Source organism: Desulfogranum japonicum DSM 18378 (genome assembly GCF_000429945.1).
Classification (GTDB): Bacteria; Desulfobacterota; Desulfobulbia; order Desulfobulbales; family Desulfobulbaceae; genus Desulfogranum; species Desulfogranum japonicum.
The window spans coordinates 58715-79379 of record NZ_AUCV01000002.1 but is presented as its reverse complement, the minus strand read 5'-3'; the positions used below and the strand labels follow the sequence as shown (position 1 = coordinate 79379).

Below are 20665 nucleotides of genomic sequence, written 5' to 3'. Positions count from 1 at the left end.
AGTGTTACTTAACTATGCGAAGTGCAACGGGAGATTTTTTACTTTCTCCCTGGGGAATTTCAGGCTTTGGACCTTCAGGGGGTATATCAAAATCAAACTGCAAAGCCTGGATAAAGCGTGCCTTACCGCCCATGGTGAAAGTTTCCTCCCCTGTGAATTGAGGCGTTCGTAATGTCCAGGTAACTTTCTGCAAAGGAATACCCAATAATTGCATTGTAACATGCCACCATTCATTTTTACGCGTCGTATCACGCTCAATGGCCAAAATCATCGCATAGGTGATAAATTCGGGATCTTTGCCAGCGACAACAACTACATCACCTACAGTAGTCACAGGTTTCAATGGCAGAACTTTTTGTAACTCTTCAACAATATTATCCATATTTTTTACGTGTAATGCATAAAGGTAAAAATCAGCAAAGAAAAAATAAAACCGTTCACCTACCATTCAAATACAATTTAAGCAAGTCTGTATATGGTCAAACAGTATCAGTAACTGGCATGTCATTATTTTATCATTCTTTTCTCAGCAGGTGCCTTTTCACAAATAGAAATTTTGCACCAGACTAGAGTTCTATTATTTTGTATTTCGTATGGTCTGCGGTGAGTATAAATTGAGTTCACCAAGTAAAACATCATCTTTCATTACCACTCGAATACCCTGGCTACGTACGGCCTGCAGGCTTTCAAAGAGTGTTTTTACAACTTCATCCTGAATAAAAGCAGCTTGTTGCAAGGTAATCCATTCTGCCTGATTCAGGCTGTACAATGTCCATTGCAACATTTTTTCCAGTCCATTGTTTACCTTGTCAATTCGTGCATAGGAAAGAAAATTGTTAGTAGAGAGAAGACCGTTTTCAACCATCTTGAACTCTGTACTCGCCACCATCTTTTTCTTCTGTGTACCTACCCAATGCCGAATAAGTTCAGCACTATCGGCAATAACCAGGTAATCTTCGTAGAAAAGATACGTCGGTTCAATCAATCCATTAGCCAGTACAAGAGACGTACCGGGGACTCCTTCAACGACAACAGAACGCGAGGGGACATTTACAAGCATCTTTCTGAGAAGTCGGCGAACTGCATGAGAGTCCTTTATTTTGATCTGCAGGCAAATCATGGGAACGGTTGCAAAGTCAGTTGACGGAAAATCAGTTATTAACAATCCCAATTCATCACCAAACATTCCTGTTAACGTTTCCATGTCTAAACCAGTATGGTCCTGGACTATATTGTTAACATAAAACAGGATGGCTGCCGTCTGCATTTCAGATGTCTCAGACAACCCTTGCCAGAGACTTTGCAGATCAAACCAGTTTGTCCATAAATAAGCAGACGCATTTGCATCTATCATGCTAAGATGCTGATGAACTTTCGGGGTTGCCGCAAAATATTTCTTGAATAGTGTGTCAGCTTCTTGAGGAATGCCTGCAGCAACAAACGAAAAATGGTCCCGGTCTTTATTTTTTTGGTGCAAGAATAAAAACCTTGTATCTGGGCCTAAAAAGCCAGCCCCCTGTCTAGGCAAAAAATGCGCCAACTGCCAGCCATTTTTTTCAAATCCAGGATTGATATACATGAAACACACCTCCTGCTCTGGAGTGTATTGTTTGAGCCGGGTATACGTGTGGTCCTGGATAAGACTTACCCTTGGCCTTATCAATCGATCCTTATAGACCTGCAGGCAGCGTTGTATCACTTTTTTACTGCCTGCAGCTACCAGCATTCGGTCAATCAGGGCAAAATAGGCATGCTGACCATCTCGCATGGTGATCTGATTCACCTCAATACCTTGAAATAACTCTGGATTGGAAGTGATATAACTGGTAAGGCGCTGTCTTATGGCATACTCAGCAAAAGGTCCTTTCACTTCTGCCATGAAGACAAGGTTCTGCTCTAGAAACTCAGAAATATCCAAATTGTCATGTGCAGGAGGAAGGAGCGCCACAGAGGCTCGTTTTCCGAGTAACATGGGGAAGAGCGAATGATTGCTGATTTTTTCTATAGTATCAGCAAGCCTCTGTATTTGCAGCTGCGATGTCAGACATATTCCACATAATTCAAGGTCATCTGCAAGATCCCTGTCAAGTAGCTTTTTGCCGACAGGAGATGTTTTGAACCGTTCAAAAGATTTAGCAAAATTGTTCCACTTGAGTAAAGCAACCGTTGAAGGTGGAAGGAGTTCTGCGGGATCAGGCACCGGACGTAAATTAGTAGTTAAAAAGTAGCAAATCGCACCGATGCTAATAAAAAGAACACAAACGCTTATCCCACGCTTCAAATCCGGAGCATCCCTAAATGTTTTCATATTACTAAGGTTTTTTTATACACTGTTGAATGAGATCCAAAACTTCCTGACCATCTATTGGTTTTGGCAGATAGTAATCCATTCCAGCTTGCAGACACGCTTTACGATCCGCCTCTGTTGCGTTAGCTGTCATAGCGATGATGGGGGTATGTCCACCGTCCGTCTCCATATTTCGAATGCGCCTTGCTGCCTCAAATCCGTCCATTCCTGGCATCTGAATATCCATTATTATACAGTTGAATTTCTTTTTTTTCCATTTTCTCACTGCTTCAAACCCATTTGCGGCGACAGACACCTGATACCCTGCATCCTCAAGTAATGTGCAAATCAAGACGGTATTTATATATTCATCTTCACATACCAGTATCTGCTTGCCTGCTTTTTCCTGCTGAACGTCATCCTGTTCGCGTTCTTTGTTTGTGACAAACTCCCCTTCTATTTTTTCGTCAGGTTCTGAAATGGGTAATGTGAAATAGAAACGTGAGCCTCGTCCTTGTTCACTATCGAACCAAAGATCCCCACCGAGCATATGAACCAGCCCTTTGGTTATTGAAAGTCCAAGTCCGCTTCCCCCTGTTCCCCTTGAAAATGAAGAATCTACCTGTGAAAAAGCTTGAAAAATAGAGTCATAATGCTCTCTTGGTATCCCAATGCCGGTATCTCCTACTTCAATAAAAAGGTACCTACTGGATGGAGGGTAACGCTTCCGAAAGCTAACCGCTATGCGAACTTCTCCTTCATTGGTGAATTTGATAGCATTATCCACCAGATTGGTAATGATTTGCATCATTTTGTTTTGGTCTGTATATATGGTGCCGGGCACGGCAGTGTCCACACTCCAGACAAGATCAATATTTTTCACATCAGCAAGTACCTGAAAGGGAGTCAGTATTTCCGTCATCGTTTCCCTGGGATCGAATGAAGAACACTGCACTTCATAGCGTCCGGCTTCCAGTTTGGAAAAGTCAAGAATATCATTAATGATTGAAAGAAGGCGGTGAGCGGCACGAAGAATAAGATCCAAATGGTTCTGAAGATCTTCTTTTTGCACTCCTTGCCGTACCAGTTTTGTCAGCCCGATTATCCCATTCATGGGAGTACGGATCTCATGACTCATGTTAGCCAAAAAAGCACTTTTAGCAACATTAGCACTTTCAGCCTGTTCTCTGGCAGCATCAAGGGCTTTTTCTATTTCCTTACGTTTACTCAGATCTTCAATCACCCAGACAGACCCCCGGGATGGATCTGTTGGCTGTAGTGTTTTACCACTGATCATGCAGGGGATAAATGTACCATCTTTCTTTTGAAGATAACACTCTACCTGTTCTACAACGGAGTGAGGCAATGTTTGATAGTGATTACGGATAAATTGCCTGAATGCTTCCTTGCTGATAAAAAAATTACGAACATTGCTCTTTGCAATTTCATGCATGCTGTAACCAAGCATGTCGCATAACCTCTGGTTGACCTGAACAAGACGGTTATCCCTGACAAGGGCGATTCCAACGAGAATGGTACTGAAGATAATTTCCAGTTCCTGCTGTGTTTTTCGCCGTTCTGCTTCAACTTCTGTATTGTGAATCATTCCAAGGCGTATTCTTTCTTGTAAAGTTTGCTCCCGGTGTGCATGCACCACATTGCTTACTGCTAATCCCAGCAGAATAACTATCAAGGAAGAGATCGTCAGGGCAATAACGAGAGGAAAAGAAGTGTGACCAATGGTAACCACCCTCCACCCGGTTATTTGTAAACTATCGCTGGCAGTAACTGCCCGGATATCATCATAATGGATAATTGTCTTGGAGATGTCGAATGGCAACACAGGTAATTCCTGTCCCATAAACTGACGGCTTTGTTTCAGCCTGATGGCCTGTTCATCGGTTATGGGCGTGGCGAGCGAAAAAATCCAGTCAGGTCGCGATGCACTGAAGACAACACCATCTGGAGAGAGAAGCAGAGTTTCAATGGTCCCTTGGATTTTATGGAAAAAATTATCTGTGCTGTGTGGTTTGGTTTTTATTACCAGTGCACCGCAAGGAAGTTTTGAAGAATCAGCATATATCGGTGCACTGAAATACACCCCTTTAGTCATTGTTGTGATACCAATGGCAGGAAATTGTGACGCAGCGCCCGCCATAGAGCGGGTAAAATATGGTCTGAAAGCGTAATTGTGCCCTGCGAGACTGAAACCTTTTTCATCGACTGAACTTCCAATCACGTTGCCGTTACTATCCATGACATAAACAAACGACACTCCAAGTACTGTACGGGAAGCATTCAAAACGCTTAACAACTGTTCATTTTCAGGTAGTGTTCTATTGGTACATGCATCAATGACCACTTGGGATTTTGCAAGTTCCGTAGCCGAATCGGTAAAATAGTCCAACAAAAAAGTATCAATTTTATTGGCCAGGTCATGGGTAAGATGTTTAAGCTGCCGTTGCTCGATGGAAATTGCGGCAATATCACAGGTATAAAAAATCAGCGCGATCAACATCAAGGAAAGAACGATGATGGTGACCAGCTTAAAAAGTGGAAAGGGAGAAATCGCCGTTTGCCGGTTCATCGTTGAGCCAGCCATAAAAACCACCTCTTCAGCTATCCCGGATTTCTCGCGGGTATATTTCACAGTAGATGCAAGCCACCGAATATTTGGCTGCGGTGAACCAGTGAAGTCTGCACTTGCCTGCTAATGAGTAAATGCTGCAAAAATTGCTCTTAGAAAATGCCAGTAGCTCAAGCAGCATCTTTTGCCGGTTTCTACTTTTCGTATCGCATCCTTCTATATTGTATAGCTTCTCCCAGTGAAGTGGAGTCAATATTTTTTTTGCCTGCTAGATCAGCTACGGTTCTGGCAATTTTCAGGATTCTGTTGTGAGCCCGTGCCGAAAGGCCAAGCTGTTTTACAGCCCCTTCAAGAAGACGAGTGCCAACGCTGTCGAGTTTACAGAATTTCGTCACTTCTCTGGGCCGCATCTGGGCATTGCAGTTTACACCGGAAATTTCAGCAAACCGTTGTTTTTGCAAACACCTTGCACTATTAACCCGTGAACGGATTGCAGCTGAATTCTCCCCTGGTTGTAATGCCGCCAACTCGGTCACCTGCACTGCTGGAACTTCAATGTGCATATCAATACGGTCCATGAGGGGACCGGAAAGTCGACTTCTGTATCGTTGAATCTGCACGGGGGAACAACTACATTCATGAAACGGATCGCCCATATATCCACAGGGGCATGGATTCATGGCCGCTGCAAGCATAAAACGGGCAGGAAAAACGAGACTCATGGAGGCCCTGGAAATAGAGACGATGCCATCTTCCAGGGGCTGGCGCAATACTTCCAGTACATGTTTTTTGAATTCAAGGAGTTCGTCGAGAAATAATACTCCGTTGTGCGCAAGAGAAACTTCGCCGGGACGTGGAACCTGGCCACCTCCGATTAATCCTGCATCTGAAATGGTATGGTGTGGAGCTCGAAAGGGGCGCTCAGTAACCAGAGGATAGTCGGCAGGTAAATTCCCTATAGTGGAAAACACCTTGGATGTTTCCAAAGCCTCATCCAGCGTAAAATCTGGAAGTATTGACGGTAACCGTCTTGCCATCATGGTTTTTCCGCTGCCTGGAGGACCACTCATCAAAATATTGTGCCCCCCGCTCGCAGCTATTTCCAGGGCTCGTTTCACATGTTCCTGTCCCTTTACATCTTCGAAATCTGCTTCATGAACAATCTGATATTGAAAAAGCTCGTGCACATCAACCGCGGTTGGCTGTATGTTGTTCAGGCCGCAAAGGTATTCCACAGCCTGGGACAGATGTTCAACTCCCATAACTTTTACGTTCGGAATAACTGCTGCTTCACTGGCATTTTCAAGAGGTACAAGTACACGTCTAATACCCTTTTTTGCCGCTGCCATTGTCATGGACAGGATTCCGCGGACGGGCTTTACCGTACCATCAAGAGAGAGTTCTCCTATTACCAAAATTGATCCGGAGGAAAGCTTCTCACCATCAACGAGACCTGCAGCAGCAAGGATTCCAAGTGCAATGGGGAGGTCATAACCCGCCCCCTCTTTACGGACAGAGGCAGGTGCGAGGTTTACAGTGATTTTTCCTACAGGAAAGGCATACCCACCGTTTTTAATTGCTGCCTTAACCCGGTCTTTTGCCTCACGTACGGCTCCCTCTGCAAGACCGACAGTGGAAAATGCAGGTAATCCTTTTGCAAGATCAACTTCTACCTCGACCATCAGGCCGTCAACTCCTATAACGGCGCCACTTAGTACCTTCGCCAACATGGGTTATCCCCTCTTCTCTGATTGTATGTACATTGCCGCCACCTCTGGGGAATAAGGCCCATTTTTACAGCAATATATATAGAGAGGAGGTAAAAGTGCACATTGTTCACCACCATTTTTTACACAATCAACAATAACAAGTTTAGCCTCAGAGGCTTCAGGATAGCTGTATATCGGCTGAATTTGCTTAGGCACTAATTTTTTTGAATAAAGAACTTGAATCAGAAAGGGTAATTGGGACGATGGGTATATAAACATTACTCTGCCACGATTTTGAACGGCAAATGATGCAGCCTGCACGCAATCCTCCAATGTGGCAGATATTTCATGGCGTGCTATGGCGGCTTCCGAAGAATAATTGATTCTTCCAGCCTGCTGTTTTCCATAAGGAGGATTGCAAACCACTGCCTGTATGCTTTCCGGATCCAGGTAACCGGAGATATTCTTTAAATCTCCCTGAATAATTGTAACACGGTCATTCAGCCCATTATCTACGCTGTTTTTTAGCGCGAGTCCTGCCAATTTCACCTGAAGTTCCATGCCTGTTATGGAAACATCTGTACATCGATAGGCAAGAATCAATCCTATAATGCCGCATCCACAGCAGAGATCAAGTATTCTCCCCTTGCAGTATGTCGTAGTGACGTAGTGTCCAAGAAGGACGGCATCGATGGAAAATCGATATCCATCTGTATGTTGGTGACACAGCAGGTCGCCGTTAAATAAGCTATCGCAGGTGGTTTTTGACACAGACTTTTCGTTGCAGGATGGTTAATATTGTATGTATTTCCTGTAAAATGATGGACATCCGGCGTTGATGGCTTACAGAAAAAGCGGATATACAGTATCTCTTGGCAAGTTTACACCAACCCGCATCCAGTTTAAGCCGTGTTCACGCGAACACCGGAACTTGGACATCCTGGTTCCGCAAGGATGTCAATTCGTATCGTGGTACATTTTAAATGTGAAAATACATGTACGATGATAGATATTCCAGGTAGAATGTACCATTATTGCGAACTATTATTCAAGGCTGCTGTCAAGTCTTCAGGGTATATCTTACAGGGAATTTTCCCTGCAAAGTATGTCTGCTTAAGGGGCTGAGTGCCTCCACGTTGTACCACGACATACGATTTTGGATAAATTTTGTCAAACGCAACTCTTGGTCGAGGATTAATTGCACCTACGAAGCAGATTTTTTATAAAAATTATTATTTCAGGAGTATATTCAGTTGTTTGATATATTCATTCGAACCCATTTTTCGGGTGGGCACCATCTCCGTGACTACCCCGGTAATTGTGAAAAGCCACATGGCCATAATTGGAAAGTCAAAGTAACAGTCAGGGCATACAAGCTTGATGAACTTGGTATGGGCATTGATTTTAAAGTGCTGAAGAGAAAAGTCAACGCCGTGGTTGATGCGCTTGATCATTGTGATCTTAACAATCATCAAGCCTTTACAGAACAGAATCCCTCCTCTGAGCATATTGCCGAATACATATTTACCCAACTTCGTCCTGCGCTTGATACCGACAGATATATTCTCCGCAGTGTAGAAGTACGGGAAACTGATACCAGCGGTGTCATTTTTTATGGATATGGCAACGATCACGAGCGTTAATTCGTACAATTCTCGTTACACAACTATTAATACAAAACAACACAATAACTTCATGACAACTACTCGGTTAACACTGGAATCAGTGAAAATAGCGATACTTGGTCTTGGCTATGTCGGATTACCCCTGGCTGTGGAATTCAGTAAAAAATTCCCCACCATAGGGTTTGACCTCAAGCGATCAAGAATACAGGAACTGGAAAATCATCATGATTCAACCAGAGAAGTAACTACTGAAGAATTACGACAGGCCCCTGACCTCCGTTTTACATGTTCCATTGAGGAGCTTCAGGATGCCAATGTCTATATTGTGGCTGTGCCGACACCCATTGACAATAACAAACGGCCAGATCTAACCCCGTTGGAAAAAGCATCTCAAACCGTGGGAAAGGTACTTGGTAAGGGAGATATTGTTATCTTTGAATCCACAGTGTACCCAGGTGCCACGGAAGAAGTTTGTGTTCCCATAATCGAACAGATAACCGGCCTGATATATAATCAAGACTTTTATGCAGGCTACAGCCCGGAACGAATTAATCCCGGTGACCATGAGCATCGACTTCCAACAATTAAAAAAGTTACCTCAGGATCAACTCCTGAGGTGGCTGAGTTCATAGACCAGCTTTACCGTGCAATAATCACTGCCGGAACATTTAAAGCAAGTACCATACGTGTTGCAGAAGCTGCCAAAGTTATCGAAAACACTCAACGTGATGTAAATATCGCACTCATCAATGAACTTGCACTCATATTTAATCGCCTGGATATCGATACCATCGAAGTACTGGAAGCAGCCGGAACAAAATGGAACTTTCTGCCATTTCGGCCCGGTTTAGTTGGAGGGCACTGTATAGGCGTTGATCCATATTACCTGACGCACAAGGCGCAGGAAGTCAATTATCATCCGGAAATGATCCTTGCCGGACGTCGATTGAACGATAATATGGGACGGTATATCGCATCTGAAATTATAAAGCTCATGTTGAAAAAGAAAATTCAGGTAGCTGATTCGCATATTTTGATGCTTGGACTCACCTTTAAAGAAAATTGTCCTGATTTGCGAAATACACGGGTGATTGATATCATAGAGGAACTCGGCAGTTACGGTGCAAATGTTGAAGTATATGATCCATGGTGCGACCAAACTGAAGCAATAAGTCTGTACCAAACCAATATGGTCTCAGATTTGGGTGAAAAACACTATGATGCTGTGGTTCTGGCCGTAGCTCATAATGAATTCTGCAGCTTGACTCCGTCGCAAATCAAGGAACTGACAGCAGAACGGGCTATAATTTACGACGTCAAACACGCATTTCCTAAAGAGTGTGTGGATGGTTCACTGTGATGTTGCTTCCTCGGATACTATAGTATTATTGTCCAAGTGTAACTGCTTACCACAATTTTTGCAGAAATTGGCATGGGGATCGTGAAAACGATCCCCGCAACCTGCACATATCACCTTGCTGCGCATTTTCTCGCTAGTGCGGGCCATTTCCGTAGTAACAATACCTGTAGGAACGGCAATGATGGCATAACCGCATATCATAATCAGTGATGCAAGCATCTGCCCGATATTGGTCTGTGGGGAAATATCTCCATAGCCAACGGTTGTTAGAGTAACTATTGCCCAATATACAGAACGGGGAATAGATGTGAAACCGTTTTCCTCTCCTTCTATGACGTACATAAGAGACCCGAATATAATGACCAGGGTCAGTATTGCATACAGGAAAACTTCAATTTTCTTTCTGCTGGCAACCAACGATTGCACAAGTATTTCAGCTTCTCCAACGTAAGCCCCAAGCTTCAGGATACGGAAGACTCGTAAGATGCGTACAAGGCGAATAACCACCATATAGGCAGAGCCTGGCAAAAAAATGGCAAAATAGGTTGGTAAGATAGCCAACAAGTCAACAATTCCAAAAAAGGAACTGGCGTATCTCCCTGGCTTATCAACACAAACGAGGCGAAGAAAATACTCCATGGTGAAAAGCAGCGTAAAAAACCATTCCAGTATTTTCAATTGTACCAACCATTGCTCCCTGACTACACGAATACTGTCCAACATGACCACGAGCACACTGAGTATAATTGCGAGAATAAGCAGGACGTCAAAAAGCTTGCCGATTCTGCTTTCAGAACCAAAGATAATATCAAAGACTTGCTCTCTCCACCTATCTCGTGTATTCGCTTTCAAGTCAGAGCTCATAAATAATCATGTCATATCTGTTGTGTATCAGATGCCCCATGTAATACTCGAACCAACAGAGGCATGGCTGCCGGGTAGGATTCCATTTTACCTGCAAACGATGAAATCACCTTCTTTGCAACCCGAGCATAACTGCCATCCTGTGTTAATGTCGTTAATTGCATAAGATTATCTGCCGCGACACTGTTAGCTGCAGGTTCAGCCCCATCCTGTTCAGCATAGGTACGCATAAGTAGGGTGGTATCTGGCGCACTGTCATAAAAGCATTGCTGCCCATCATCCCAAAATACCGCAAGTTGTTCCTGCGTAAGGTTAACCGCCTGTTCAAGATACTGTTTTTTCTTTGTTATAGTATACAGTGCAATACTTGCAGATGTCATGTGGACATAATCATCAAGTTGACCCTTTCCCTGTTTTTTTCCTTTTCTGACATCATAGAGTCGAAAGAGTTGGTATGCACCATCATTCCTCAGATTATTCCAGAGAAAAGTAAGCATTGCATCAGCCTGAAGAACATATTCTTCATTGTCAAGAGCTCTCCCGGCCTTGGCGAGTGCCCTGACAAGCATGCAATTCCAGGACGTTATAATCTTGGTGTCACAGTGGGGTCTAATTCTCATCTTGCGTGTTGCCAGCAAACGTTGCTTTGCCTCGGTCAACATGTGTATGGTTTCTGTTTCCGAAAGATTATGACGCCTGGCCGTATCAGCAAGAGGATGTTTGCAATAAAGAATGTTACGGCCAGTAAATTCTTTCCTGGGATCAACAGTGAGGTTGCCGTCAAATTCTATACCATAATGGTACGTGAAAAGAGTGGCGACATCCCTACCTAGGATCTGTATAATCTCTTCCTCGGTCCAGAGATAATACAATCCTTCACCATGTCCATCTTCTTGGTATGGGTCAGGACTATCTGCATCTTCTGCACTATAGAACAGTGGACATGAAGATTTCAGGGTGGTGAAGAGATAGCCAATGGTCTCACGAATTACATTGCTGTATAGAGGTTCACCGGTTCTCTCGTAAACCATGGAATATGTTTCAATAAGTTGTGCCTGATCATAGAGCATTTTTTCAAAGTGCGGGGTGCGCCATTCAGCATCCACCGAATACCTGTGAAAACCACCTGCAAGTTGATCGTAAATGCCACCTTCTGCCATTGCCGTCAGCGTTTTAGTGACCATGGATTGTGCGGTTGAATCACCCGAAACTGCAGCATAATTCATTAAGAAATCAAAAACAGAGGGGCGTGGAAATTTCGGTGCAGGACCAAAACCTCCCCTCTTCCTGTCATACGCTTTCTGCAAAATATGAAAACATTTACCGGCGAGTTCTTCAGGAGACAAGGCAGAGGGTAATTGCCTGACCCGTCGAATAATACGCACAGTTTTTTTTGCAGTGTCAGTTAACTCGTCTCTATTTTTAAGCCATGACTCGTGAATAGCTTCCAGAACATCCAGAAAACCAATACTATGCAAATTTGAGTTAAGGGGAATATAGGTAGCACAAAAAAAAGGCTGGCCGTCAGGGAAGAGAAAGAGAGACAGTGGCCAGCCCCCAGAACCAGTCATGGCCATTGTTGCTGACATATATAACTGATCAATATCAGGTCGTTCTTCACGGTCAACCTTGACGCTGACAAACCATTGGTTAAGCTTGTCTGCGGCTTCTTTATTGGTGAACACTTCCCTAGCCATCACATGGCACCAATGACATGTAGAGTAACCAATGGAAAGAAATATTGGTTTATCTTCCGCCCTGGCCTTTTCCAAAGCTTCCTCACACCAGGGAAACCAATGCACAGGATTACCTGAATGTTGCTGTAAATATGGACTTAACTCATCACGCAGACGATTTTGTAATTCGGTCACATTCATTCTCCAATGATTTTTACCAGTACCCTTTTTTTCCTGCGACCATCAAATTCTCCATAAAAAATCTGTTCCCAGGTCCCAAAGTCCAACCTACCTTCTGTAACTGCAACAATCACTTCCCTCCCCATAATTTGCCTTTTCATATGAGCGTCGGCGTTATCTTCATAGCCATTGTGACGGTATTGGTTAACCGGTTCATGGGGAGCGAGTTTTTCCAACCATACTTCGTAGTCATGATGCAGACCTGACTCATCGTCATTGATAAAAACAGAGGCCGTTATATGCATTGCGTTGCAAAGGACTAATCCTTCTTGAATCCCGCTTTCCTGCAAACATTCCTCCACCTTTGGGGTGATATTGATAAACCCGCGCCGAGAAGGCACTTCAAACCAGAGTTCTTTACGAAAGCTTTTCATTTTTCATTTTCCTTATCAGTTATCGAGTAAACGTTATTTATTCACCTGCCTGATGTCATTGTATAGATAAAAAGGTGTCAGACTTGGCAGCAAAAAATAAATAGCCTAAATTCGGCCGACAATAACAACAAGAGTGAGGCAGCCTAAGATAGAGGCAACTTCCCTCTCTTAACTGTCGTCCTATCTCTTTCATGGATAACCGTAACTGCACACAGTGTACTGTAAGCAGTTACCTACCTGTTACACTTACGAAAAGTGATAGTATGTTTGCTCATCTATATATCTCCTAGGAGTCAGTCCGTGAATCAAACCTTCATTACTTTTCTAGGACAGGCTGAAGCTCCGTAGCGCAACGGCTGACAAATTTGTTATACTGACCTTTGGTAAGAAACAAACGGTGTGTCTCAAGGTTGTTTTGGTGACCTCTGTCTAAATTTTGTTTTTGATCGAAGCCGCATGTAATTATTTTTAGTGATTTCAAATCTATTTCAATGAAATATCGAGTATCATCATTTTGAATCCGAGTCATGGTGAATCAAACCTCACTGTTATAGTTAAAATTTGAATTCCAATAAATCTGTCAAGCTTGGTCAACAATATGATCAAGTTTAAGTAGTTTTTCATCAGGAAAGACCACGTCAGGAATTTGAACAACTGTCATGCCTGTTGCAATTGCAGATTTAACCCCATTTGCTGAATTTTCGAGTGCAAGACACTTTGAAAGATCAGATGATAGCGATGACGCCGCTTTTAAATAAATTTCTGGATCTGGCTTGCCTCGCACAAGCTGATCTCCTCCAATTATATGGCTGAAAAAATGTAATATACCGGCATTCTGCAAATTTTCTTTTGCACGTTTATAATTGCTTGAAGTGTATCTTCTTCATCTCACTCACCACCGAATACTCTTCGGTATTTGTCAAAACCCTATATCAATCACGTTGTTTTTACTACTACTTTTGCCCTTACAAATGTTCATACTTTGCAAGTTTTCTGGAAGTGGGATTTTTACCAACAGGCTGGCGCAGCATATTGGACATACGTAGCCCAGGATATCGTGGTAATATCCATGCCCTGTGAACAATTATGTGAGGTGAGAAAAAAAAGAATAACGACTAAGCTTGGAGAAATATTAGTCGATGTGTAGGAGGGAGACGATTTTGGAAAGCAGAAAAAACATCACCTGTAACAAAAAAGTTACAGGTGATGGGTGTACTTCTATTTACTGAGCAACAACATTCGCTGCAGCAGGCCCTTTGGGACCGTCTACAATATCAAAAGTAACACGTTGTCCCTCCTGCAAGCTTTTAAAGCCTTGCGCTTGAATCGCTGAATGATGTACAAAAACATCTTTTCCAGCGTCTTGTTCAATAAATCCGAATCCCTTGGAATCATTAAACCATTTTACTGTTCCTTCGGCCATTTGCAATACTCCTGTGTGCATGGTTTCATTACTGAAACCGTTATAAAATGTGGATTTTTTTTCCACGGTGTAGACCTGTATATGGTCTACGGTTAATCTATGTATGACGCTAATGCTGAAATAGAAATATTATTTAGTATTCTTATTTGAGCGTCTATGTAGGTATTGTAGTTAAAAACTAGCGTAAAAATAACAGGGAATATAATATCATTATTCTACGTCTTAAAACTGATATGTTTCAAGTATATTTTTACCAGCTGCGAGTTTTTTTCTTTTTCACAGGCTTCGCTTCATTACAGATAAGGCTTTTATACTTGTATTTCATTCCATTGAGATTTTCCATAGCCTTATGCCCTTCTCCTCTTGTTGACATTTCCACAAAAGCGAACCCTTTGCTTCGACCTGTGAAATGGTCTGTGACAAGATTTGTATTGATAACATTTCCATATTGCTCAAACAACTCTGTCAATTCGCTTTCTGTTATATCGTAAGGAAGCTTGCCTATAAAAAGTTTCATGCCGTTTCTCCTGGATAAAAAATAATCAGCAGAAACTTTAAAGGCACCGAGAAGAGACTGGATTTGCCAATGATAGCGGCGCGAAAAAGAAAATTACTGACCCAAACCTATAGATCCTTATACTCTTTTTTTTTTAGCCACGCAACGAAATTAAACCTAAATCCATAAAAAAAAAATGGCTTTGTATAATGCCCATTCTTCTATACTCATTTATTGCCCTTATTACAGAACCATGTAACTATACGTAATCATTTCTCATAAAAAGCGTAGCTTTTGTCAGGTATGAAATCTGTAATTATTGTTTACTATTCTCCATGGACAACTTCATCTAAACTGTATCCAAGATTTCGTCATCCAGGTTAACGAACTTTATACTCACTACACGTAATGAATCCAAGGCTTCTTCGGTTATACATCCCCATGTATGGAAAGACACTAAACTAACACACTAAGCTTCACCTGCTACGCCTGATAGTGTTTACAGTCTATATGGAAACATTTTCCACCATCTCTTCCAACCCCAAGCCCTTTTCCTAAATACGAGAAAGACACTGATAAATACCAGAACGCCTGGAGATGCTGTTTTGCTGGAACCTATGACAGCCTGTTACACTTTATGATCAAGTGGAAAGTGATATCTTGTTCCGGTTCAGAGCAAAAGTGTGCGGGCATCCGAATTTCTGTTCATAAGTGAATACTATCCTGCTCACCTGATAGTCGTAGATGGATGCCCACGTTTTTTCCTTTATATGCTGATTTTTACCGCATGATATAGTCGATGGATTCAGCGAGAATTTGCGCACCGTTGCTCGTGAGAAGAGATTCTGGATGGAATTGAAATCCTGCATAATGGGAACCACGAAGTGCTGCAATACGGTTTGAGCCATCAAGAAAACTGATTGCATCAGATGTGGCTTCACCGGAATGTGTTGCAACAAAGGTATTATAGAAACCCACAAGTTCAGAACGGCCAAAAAAATCTATAGCAACCTGTATCCCCTGCATGGGTGACGGCATTCTTTTAATAGTATATCCCAGATTCTGGCAGAGAATTTGATGCCCGAGGCAAACAAATAAAGCAGGTTTGCCTGTGTTCAGAATTTGTGAGCATATACTTGTATTTATATGCATCTTTTTTACATCGCTGGCTGTAGGGTTGCCAGGGCCAGGACCGAGCAAAACTATGTCTGCTGTATCTTCAGAAAAAACATAATCCTCCCAGGAAGTTACCCGGGTTATATGTCCAAGCGCCTGCAAAATATGGCTTAGCATATATATAAAGTCATCATTATTCTGAATAAGGCTAATCGTATATTTTGATGCAGAAGCATTGATGGAGAAAGCGCTCTGCTGGTAGAACCAGAATTTAGAAAGTTTTTGATTACGTAGCACCAACTCTTCTGCTATGGAATCATCATTGGCAAGCCGTGACATTAATCTTGGTTGTGGCGTGACATTTCCTTTTTCCAGACATGATAGCACAGCTGCACCTTTGGCACGGGTCTCATCAACCTCGTCAGTAGGATTGGAATCTCGAACAAGGGTAGCACCAACACTGATATGAAAAGTCCCATTATGCGAAAAATCAAGGGTGCGTATGGTGATTGGAGAATCCAAAAAATCCATCCCTTGCTCATCTCTTCCCATGAGGAGCAAAGCACTGCCATAGTATCTTCTGGAATGCTGAGAATATTTTTTAATAATACGGCAGGCATTCTCCACGGGACTGCCTACAACTGTTGCAGCGTACATGGAATCAATAAACAGTTCTATGAGATCTTTATCGCTTTGTCCGCTGAGTAAATATTCAGTATGAATAAGCCGTGACATCTCTTTGATGAGTGGACCAATGATGGCACCCCCTTTGTCGCACATACGTGCCATCATTTTCAACTCTTCATCGACAACCATAAACAATTCATTAATTTCCTTTTGATCCCGCAGGAAATGCATCAGCTCATCTTTAAAATGCTGCCGACATTCGTACTCTACATTTTTTCGGAATGTGCCACTTATCGGATTCATTTTTACGTTTCCTTTGCGTACCTCCAGGTGACGCTCAGGAGTAGACCCAACAAAACAGCCTTGTTCATCCCACACCAGAAATTTCCAGTAGGTACCGTAATCATTAGCTACCAATTTCCTGAAAATGGAAAGTGCTGTAGCTCTGTCAAAATTTTTGACACACCCCATTCCGTCACGAGGAATGACGAAGTTAGCTCCTTCTCCCTGCCCTATTTCATCTTCGATAATTGCCCGGATGATATCTGCATATTCCTTCTCAGTAGTGGTAAAATGGAGAGGAGTGGAAAGGGAAATCTCATTATCAGGTAATAATGCTAACAATGTGTCAGTTCGTACCCGTAATTCTGTATCAATTAACAGTGTCCGTATCCGTTCATCGCCTTGGTGAGTCTGGTAACCCTTCTCAGATACCTGATGAAAGGGTACGACACTCAACGTATGGTGTTGAAGTTGCCCGTTGCTGTCATGTTGGGAATTTCTGGGGATCTCATGCACACTGTTAAATTGAGCTGTCCGTCCTGTAAAAATGTAGATTTCGTCGCTGTCCTGCCTTTGAATCAGGGCAAAAGCAGGCGATGCAGAGGAAAGTAGAAAGTCGATGTTGTCCATGGCTGGGGCTCCTTTGTTTTTCTTTCTACAGGAGCTCGCACAGGTTGCCTGAAAAAAAAATCCTTACCTGCCCGAGTGGCCTGTAAGGATAAATTAGTGTATTTTTAGATTTTTCCTGATTTAGTGCCAAGCTCGCAATTCACCGTTCCAGCGGCTACGCCACATGCGCCAGGAAGAGAGTATGCGAGTGGATAAATCAATAATCATAAAAATTCAGGGTGATGAGGTTAGCTAGTATCTGTGCATAAATAGGCTTTTCACCCAATTTTTGTGTTATGCTCAAAATTTTATCCTCGAAATATTAAGTATATGTCTGCGGTAAAATTTATCGCATGCCTCGGAGTCTACGCTTAGCTAAACTTGAGCAAAACTCCTCATTTCTGGACAGACACTAGATAATTATATATTGAAAAAGAGCATAAAGAGTGATGAAAAAACTGTCAAGTATAATGTGGAATCCTTGGTAAAAGTCAACAGCCTGTCATTGCTTTTTTTGTCTGTTCCATGGTATCTGTGCATCGTTTTTACCTACATCCTTTTGCGGCCTTTATACAACATACAGGAGAAAAAAATTGGATAATATAGATGGCGCACTCTCAAAATTTGAAAGGCAGTATGCATGCTCACAGGCCATTCTCACGCAATATGCTCCCATATACGGGCTTGATGAAAACCTGGCTCTATGTCTGGCTGCAGGTTTTGCAGGAGGTATGCGCAAAGCGGATACATGCGGTGTCGTTACCGGTTCAATCATGGTATTGGGGCTTCATTTTGGAACCCCTGAATCGTCCACAGGTAAGGGGCGCAGGAACGTGTATCAGGCAGTAGAAACATTTCAGCAGGCTTTCGTTGCACGCTGCGGTTCGTTATATTGCAGGGCACTGCTTGGATGTAATATACGAACGTCAGAAGGTATGAAAAAAGCACAGGAAGAAAAGCTGTTTCAGACCGTCTGTCCCCATTTTATTCGTACAGCCGCAGAACTGCTGGAACAGTTGACTTCAGGTCATACACAGCCATCATAACCTGAAATAGCAATCATGAAGGGCCATGCCACAACTAAAAATATTACTCCGCTGAAGCAAAGCAACCTTACACTCTTGTTCCTCCATCTTTGAGCAACGTAAAAAAATCTTCTGCCTTTAATGGCTTGGAGTAGAAGAATCCTTGAATTTCATGACAACCTCGAGAACGGAGAAAATCAAGTTGTTCCTCTGTTTCAACTCCTTCAGCAACCATTCGAAGGCCCAGTGCCTGTCCCAGATTCAACATAGCCGTAATAATGGCTTCAGCCTCTCTATTTCTACCGACATCATCGACAAATGACTTGTCAATTTTAATCATGTCAAAGGGAAAGCGTCGCAGATACGCAAGACTGGAATAACCTGTGCCAAAATCATCCATAGCGAGAGAAAATCCTTTTTCCTTTAAAACAGCCAAAATTTTCACTGCCCGTGCCGGATTTTCCATGACAAGGCTTTCGGTAAGTTCCAACTCAAGAAAAAATGGGTGGAAATGACTTCTTTCCACTATCTGTAACAACATTTTTACCAGTTCATCGTAACGAAATTGTCTGGCTGAAATATTTACAGACAAACGTATATCAGTCCCTATTTCATTGCGCCAGCGACAAGCCTCAGAAACAGCAGTTTCGACCACCCAGGCACCTATGGGCAAGATTAAACCTGTTTCCTCTGCAATGGGAACAAACGTACCTGGATGAAGCATACCCTGAGTGGGGTGATTCCAACGAATCAGCGCCTCTGCACCAATTATTCGTTGATCCTGTAATGAGTACTGAGGTTGATAATAAAGTTCAAATTCGTTGCGTAGCTCAGCCTGGTGGAGATCTTGTTTTAAATTAAGCCACAACCGTGCCTGTTCGGTCATTTCAGACTGAAAGTAACAAAACCCGCCCTTGTGTTTTTCTTTGGCCTTGTACATGGCCACATCAGCATACATCATCAATGCAGAGGCAGTTTCGCCATCTTTGGGATAGACGGCCACACCTATAGAACAACCAATATGCAGCGGCTGATTATTTATGCTGAATTTTTCTTGCACCGCTCCAAGTATCCTGTGTACGGCCCTGGTAATAAAGAGCTGTGATTCTGGCTCATGCAAGAGTACCACATACTCATCCCCGCCTATCCGGGCGACAGTATCCACATCACGAACGCTCCCTGCTATACGCTGTCCTATGAGACGGATAACACGATCTCCGATCGAATGCCCCAGGGTATCGTTGATCTGTTTGAAATTATCCAGGTCTATGAAAAGTACAGCAAGAATGGTTTCACTTCGCTGTGCCTGGACGACTTCTTTTTTTAGCAGGGTATCAAGTAAACTACGATTAGCAAGTCCGGTCAGAGAGTCATGATTGGCCTGATGAGCAAGTTCCTGTTCATACAATTTCTGTGCAGTGACATCCTGGAGCGTTTCCACAGCGCCGATACACTGTTCATCTTTATCACGCAAGGGTGCGGCCGTAAAATAGAGCCACTTGGGTCCTGAAGGAAAATGGGGGAAGTAAGCTGTAGACTCCCATGCATCCTTGATTACGTCAGAGCGCTGACAGCCGCCTTGATAATATTCCGGGATTTCATAGGTATTCCCCTGCATGACAAGGTCAGCGAGAACGGGCCTTTTTTCTTCATAAAATGCTTTCCACTGTTTACCTGTACCTACCACCTTTTCAGACATGACCCCGGTTATGGCTTCGCAGGCTCTGTTCCAATGAGATATACGGTGCTTTCTGTCAAGAACAAACATGGGAACAGGCGAGCCATCTATCACTTCCTGCAACATTCGCTGGCTGGCTTCCATATCAAGAAAAGCCTGTTTTTCGGTAGTGATATCCCGCAATGTTTCAATGGCACCTATGAGTTGGCCATTGCTGTCTCGTAGAGGTTTGGCTGAAAAGGCAAGCCACCGCCCTCCTCCGGGAAAATGGTCAAAGAAATTCTCTGCTTCCCACGTATCTTCCTGAATCGGAGAACGTTTTATCTTGCCCAAATAATAGGTAGGTATGTCTTCCGTTTTTCCATCAACGATAAGATCTGCCATAACCGGTCTAGGCTGAGAATAGAACGCTTTCCACGCTTCGTTGGTACCTGTCATATCTGTAGCAGAGTGACCGGTAATCACCTCACAGGCATGATTCCAGTAAACAATTTCATGTTGCATATTCAAAACAAAAAGTGCAACAGGACTACTGTCCATAACCTGGTTAATAACATTTTCATGCAAAGCCATTTCTGAAAGTGTCCTTATTGGTGACATCTCAAATATTTTCCGGATGAATTAACAATATACAATCTGGTAAAAGGTGAACGAGATGAAAATTGGTATAAGGCTATAATCATGGTA

At 42.9% G+C, this 20665-nt stretch carries 15 protein-coding genes and 1 pseudogene; 3 read left to right on the top strand and 13 right to left on the bottom strand.

Going from position 1 to position 20665, the window contains the following annotated elements; genetic code table 11:
* Window positions 1-4 precede the first annotated feature (4 nt).
* From G493_RS27460 to G493_RS27455, 5 genes are all read right to left on the bottom strand, one after another.
* Complete coding sequence (locus tag G493_RS27460) at window positions 5-382, bottom strand: hypothetical protein (RefSeq protein ID WP_035273363.1); 378 nt, start codon at window positions 380-382, stop codon at window positions 5-7.
* A gap of 195 nt (window positions 383-577) precedes the next feature.
* Window positions 578-2308 carry a hypothetical protein gene (locus G493_RS0102305; RefSeq protein WP_028579066.1) on the bottom strand — a complete coding sequence of 577 codons (1731 nt, stop codon included), beginning with the start codon at window positions 2306-2308 and terminating at the stop codon, window positions 578-580.
* Window positions 2309-2312: 4 nt separating this feature from the next.
* On the bottom strand, window positions 2313-4937 hold the full coding sequence (locus tag G493_RS0102300; RefSeq protein ID WP_153306412.1) for a response regulator: 2625 nt from the start codon (window positions 4935-4937) through the stop codon (window positions 2313-2315).
* 131 nt (window positions 4938-5068) lie between these two features.
* Window positions 5069-6604, bottom strand: a complete 1536-nt coding sequence (locus G493_RS0102295; protein WP_028579064.1) for a YifB family Mg chelatase-like AAA ATPase — start codon at window positions 6602-6604, stop codon at window positions 5069-5071.
* A gap of 3 nt (window positions 6605-6607) precedes the next feature.
* Window positions 6608-7354, bottom strand: a complete 747-nt coding sequence (locus tag G493_RS27455; RefSeq protein ID WP_051308952.1) for a tRNA1(Val) (adenine(37)-N6)-methyltransferase — start codon at window positions 7352-7354, stop codon at window positions 6608-6610.
* A gap of 482 nt (window positions 7355-7836) precedes the next feature.
* Between G493_RS27455 and queD the strand changes: the two genes are divergently transcribed.
* Both queD and tviB read left to right on the top strand, forming a co-directional pair.
* Window positions 7837-8226: a 6-carboxytetrahydropterin synthase QueD gene (gene queD / locus G493_RS0102285; RefSeq protein WP_028579063.1), complete on the top strand. Its 390-nt coding sequence runs from the start codon at window positions 7837-7839 to the stop codon at window positions 8224-8226.
* A 52-nt stretch (window positions 8227-8278) separates the two neighbouring features.
* Window positions 8279-9568 carry a Vi polysaccharide biosynthesis UDP-N-acetylglucosamine C-6 dehydrogenase TviB gene (tviB, locus tag G493_RS0102280; protein WP_028579062.1) on the top strand — a complete coding sequence of 430 codons (1290 nt, stop codon included), beginning with the start codon at window positions 8279-8281 and terminating at the stop codon, window positions 9566-9568.
* On the opposite strand, the gene G493_RS27450 is transcribed toward tviB, so the two are convergent.
* From G493_RS27450 to G493_RS0102240, 7 genes and pseudogenes are all read right to left on the bottom strand, one after another.
* Window positions 9560-10432, bottom strand: a complete 873-nt coding sequence (locus G493_RS27450) for an ion transporter (RefSeq protein ID WP_051308951.1) — start codon at window positions 10430-10432, stop codon at window positions 9560-9562. The two genes, tviB and G493_RS27450, sit on opposite strands and share 9 nt — an antisense overlap.
* Window positions 10433-10443: 11 nt before the next feature.
* Window positions 10444-12303 carry a thioredoxin domain-containing protein gene (locus G493_RS27445; RefSeq protein ID WP_161629781.1) on the bottom strand — a complete coding sequence of 620 codons (1860 nt, stop codon included), beginning with the start codon at window positions 12301-12303 and terminating at the stop codon, window positions 10444-10446.
* A 2-nt stretch (window positions 12304-12305) separates the two neighbouring features.
* The gene (locus G493_RS0102265; RefSeq protein ID WP_028579061.1) at window positions 12306-12722 is read right to left on the bottom strand and encodes a secondary thiamine-phosphate synthase enzyme YjbQ; all 417 of its coding nucleotides are present in this window, start codon (window positions 12720-12722) and stop codon (window positions 12306-12308) included.
* A 580-nt stretch (window positions 12723-13302) separates the two neighbouring features.
* A pseudogene (locus G493_RS27440) lies at window positions 13303-13584 on the bottom strand (HAD family hydrolase); the annotation flags it as partial.
* Window positions 13585-13944: 360 nt separating this feature from the next.
* On the bottom strand, window positions 13945-14145 hold the full coding sequence (locus G493_RS0102250; RefSeq protein WP_028579059.1) for a cold-shock protein: 201 nt from the start codon (window positions 14143-14145) through the stop codon (window positions 13945-13947).
* A 250-nt stretch (window positions 14146-14395) separates the two neighbouring features.
* Window positions 14396-14662 (bottom strand): RNA recognition motif domain-containing protein, encoded by a 267-nt coding sequence (locus G493_RS0102245; RefSeq protein ID WP_028579058.1) that lies wholly within the window; start codon window positions 14660-14662, stop codon window positions 14396-14398.
* A 759-nt stretch (window positions 14663-15421) separates the two neighbouring features.
* Window positions 15422-17296: an anthranilate synthase family protein gene (locus tag G493_RS0102240; RefSeq protein WP_035273255.1), complete on the bottom strand. Its 1875-nt coding sequence runs from the start codon at window positions 17294-17296 to the stop codon at window positions 15422-15424.
* Between the two features lie 572 nt (window positions 17297-17868).
* On the opposite strand from G493_RS0102240, the gene G493_RS0102230 reads away from it, so the two are divergent.
* Window positions 17869-18321, top strand: coding sequence for a C-GCAxxG-C-C family protein (locus tag G493_RS0102230; protein ID WP_035273254.1), 453 nt, complete (start codon window positions 17869-17871; stop codon window positions 18319-18321).
* Window positions 18322-18388: 67 nt separating this feature from the next.
* On the opposite strand, the gene G493_RS31690 is transcribed toward G493_RS0102230, so the two are convergent.
* Window positions 18389-20551 carry a sensor domain-containing protein gene (locus G493_RS31690; RefSeq protein WP_161629780.1) on the bottom strand — a complete coding sequence of 721 codons (2163 nt, stop codon included), beginning with the start codon at window positions 20549-20551 and terminating at the stop codon, window positions 18389-18391.
* Window positions 20552-20665 lie beyond the last annotated feature (114 nt).